The following is a 2,773-nucleotide window of genomic DNA, read 5'->3' as shown; positions in this document are numbered from 1 at the left end:
CGAGCGATGCTGGCGCATCGCCACCACCCCAACCCCTCCTCTGAAGAAGAGGGGCTTAATAGGGTTCCATACCGATCGCCGCACCTTTTTACTTGGCGGAACCTTTCACCGTCCGATACGCTATTAGCCCATGGCAAAAGCGAAACACTGGATTGAGCCGCATCCGCAGGGCATTTATGTGCGGCCGGCCGATGTCTGGATCGATCCCTCCACACCGCAGAAGCACGCCGTGGTCACCCATGGCCATGCCGACCATGCGCGCGGCGGGCATGGGGATGTCTGGGCGACGCCGGAAACGCTGGCGATCATGGGCTTGCGCTATGGGACCGAGGCGGGAACGCCGATTGCTTATGGCGAGGGGTTCGAGCGCGGCGGGGTGCGGTTCAGCCTGCATTCGGCGGGTCATGTGCTGGGCTCGGCGCAGGTGCTGATGGAATATCAGGCGAGCGGGTGGTCGTCACCGGCGATTACAAGCGCCGCCCCGATCCGACCTGCGCGCCGTTTGAACTGGTGCCGTGCGACATATTCATTACCGAGGCGACCTTTGGCTTGCCGGTGTTCCAGCATCCGCCGATCACGGGCGAAATCGCCAAGATTTTTGCGCGGCTGGACGCCGAGCCGGACAGCAGCATATTGGTCGGCGCCTATGCTCTGGGCAAGGCGCAGCGGGTGATTGCCGAGCTGCGCCGGGCCGGTTGGGACAAACCGATCTATCTGCACGGGGCGCAGGTCCGGATGTGCGAACTTTATGAAGAGCTTGGCGTGTCGCTGGGCGAATTGCGGCTGGTGATGGACACGCCGAAGGACGAGATGCGCGGCCAGATCATCATCGCGCCGCCCTCGGCGCTGACCGACAAATGGAGCCGGCGGCTGCCCAATCCGGTCACCGCCATGGCGTCCGGCTGGATGCGGGTGCGCGGGCGGGCGCGGCAGCGCGGGGTCGAGATTCCTTTGGTCATTTCCGACCATGCCGACTGGGACGAGCTGACCGAGACGATCCGCGAACTGGCGCCGAGGGAAGCCTGGATCACCCATGGCAGCGAAGACGGCCTACTGCGCTGGTGCGAGCTGCACCAGATCAGGGCGCGGGCGCTGGCGATGGTCGGGCGCGAAGAAGGGGATGACGGCTGATGCGCCGCTTTGCCGCCCTGATCGACAGTCTGATCTACACAAGATCGCGCAACGCCAAGCTGGCGGCGATTTCCACCTATTTGCGCGAAACGCCCGACCCGGATCGCGGCTGGGCGCTGGCGGCATTGACCGACAGTCTCGACTTTCCGGCGGTGAAATCCGCCACCATCCGCAATCTGGCAGGGACGCGGATTGATCCCGAACTGTTCCGCCTGTCGCGTCATCATGTCGGTGATACCGCCGAGACCGTGGCTTTGGTCTGGCCCGAAGCGGACGGGCGGGAACAGAGCGACCCGAGCATCGACGAAGTGGTGCAGGCGCTGTCCGCTGCCAATCGCGCGACCGCTCCCGACATTGTCGCTTCCCTGCTCGACAGCCTGGATTCGAACAGCCGCTATGCGCTGCTCAAGCTGGCGGTTGGCGGGATGCGGGTCGGGGTGTCGGCACGGCTGGCGAAAACCGCTTTCGCACAGGCCTTTGATGTGGCGCTCGACGATGTCGAGGAACTTTGGCACGCGCTCGAACCGCCTTATGAGGCGCTTTTTCAATGGGCGGAGCAGGGCGGTGACCGTCCCGATCTTTCGGCGACACCCTTTTTCCGTCCGTTCATGCTGTCGCACCCGTTCGAGGGCGACAGTCTCGATCTCGATCAATATGCGGTCGAGTGGAAATGGGACGGCATCCGGGTGCAGGCGGTGCATCTCGGCGGCGAGACCCGGCTCTACAGCCGCGGCGGCGATGATATCAGCGCATCATTCCCTGACATTGTCGAGGCGTTCGACCGCGACGGCGTGATCGACGGCGAACTGCTGGTGCGGGGCACCGATCAGGGCGGCGAGGCGGCCAGTTTCAACGCGCTGCAGAAGCGGCTCGGTCGCAAGACGGTTTCCAAAAAGATGCGGCAGGAATTTCCCGCCTTCGTCCGCGTCTATGATCTGCTGATGGACGGGGATGACGATCTGCGCCTGTCGCCTTGGCACGAACGGCGCCAGCGGCTCGAAAGTTTTGTCCCCACACTCAATGCCGATCATTTCGATCTGTCGGCGGTGGTCGATGTCGATGATTTCGCCGCGCTGGAAGTCATGCGCGCCGGGGCTCGCGACGCGGCGATCGAGGGCGTGATGCTGAAGCGGCGCGAAAGCCCCTATCTGGCGGGGCGCGTCACCGGTCACTGGTATAAATGGAAGCGCGATCCGCTGAATGCCGACTGCGTGATGATGTACGCCCAGCGCGGCAACGGGCGGCGCGCGTCCTTCTATTCCGATTATACATTCGGCTGCTGGACCGAGGACGGCGAACTGCTGCCGGTCGGCAAGGCCTATTCTGGCTTCACCGACGAGGAACTGAAATGGCTCGACCGTTTCGTCCGGCAGAATACGCTGAACCGCTTCGGCCCGGTCCGCGAAGTGAAGAAATCGCTGGTGCTGGAAGTCGCGTTCGATTCCATCCACGAAAGCGGCCGCCACAAATCCGGCCTCGCCATGCGCTTCCCCCGTATCCACCGCATCCGCAAGGACAAGCCGGCAGAAGAGGCGGACCGGATCGCGACATTGCAGGGGATGATTTCATAGTTTCCCTCTCCCTTAAGGGAGAGGGTTGTGCAGACTTGGCAGCTTGCTGCCTAGGTTGTGTACTCATAAAG

At 63.3% G+C, this 2,773-nt stretch carries 1 protein-coding gene and 1 pseudogene; both read left to right on the top strand.

Annotated elements, in window-relative coordinates; translation table 11 throughout:
- Nucleotides 1-130: 130 nt before the first annotated feature.
- Nucleotides 131-1,131, top strand: a pseudogene (locus C8024_RS14205) (ligase-associated DNA damage response exonuclease).
- Nucleotides 1,131-2,702, top strand: a complete 1,572-nt coding sequence (locus C8024_RS14200) for a cisplatin damage response ATP-dependent DNA ligase (protein ID WP_173206347.1) — start codon at nt 1,131-1,133, stop codon at nt 2,700-2,702. Before C8024_RS14205 ends, C8024_RS14200 begins: the two are co-directional and overlap by 1 nt.
- Nucleotides 2,703-2,773 lie beyond the last annotated feature (71 nt).

Origin of the sequence: Sphingopyxis sp. BSNA05 (assembly GCF_013265645.1) — a bacterium.
Classification (GTDB): domain Bacteria; phylum Pseudomonadota; class Alphaproteobacteria; order Sphingomonadales; family Sphingomonadaceae; genus Parasphingorhabdus.
Note: the sequence above shows the minus strand (reverse complement) of the source record. Positions and strands in the feature narration are given on the sequence as shown.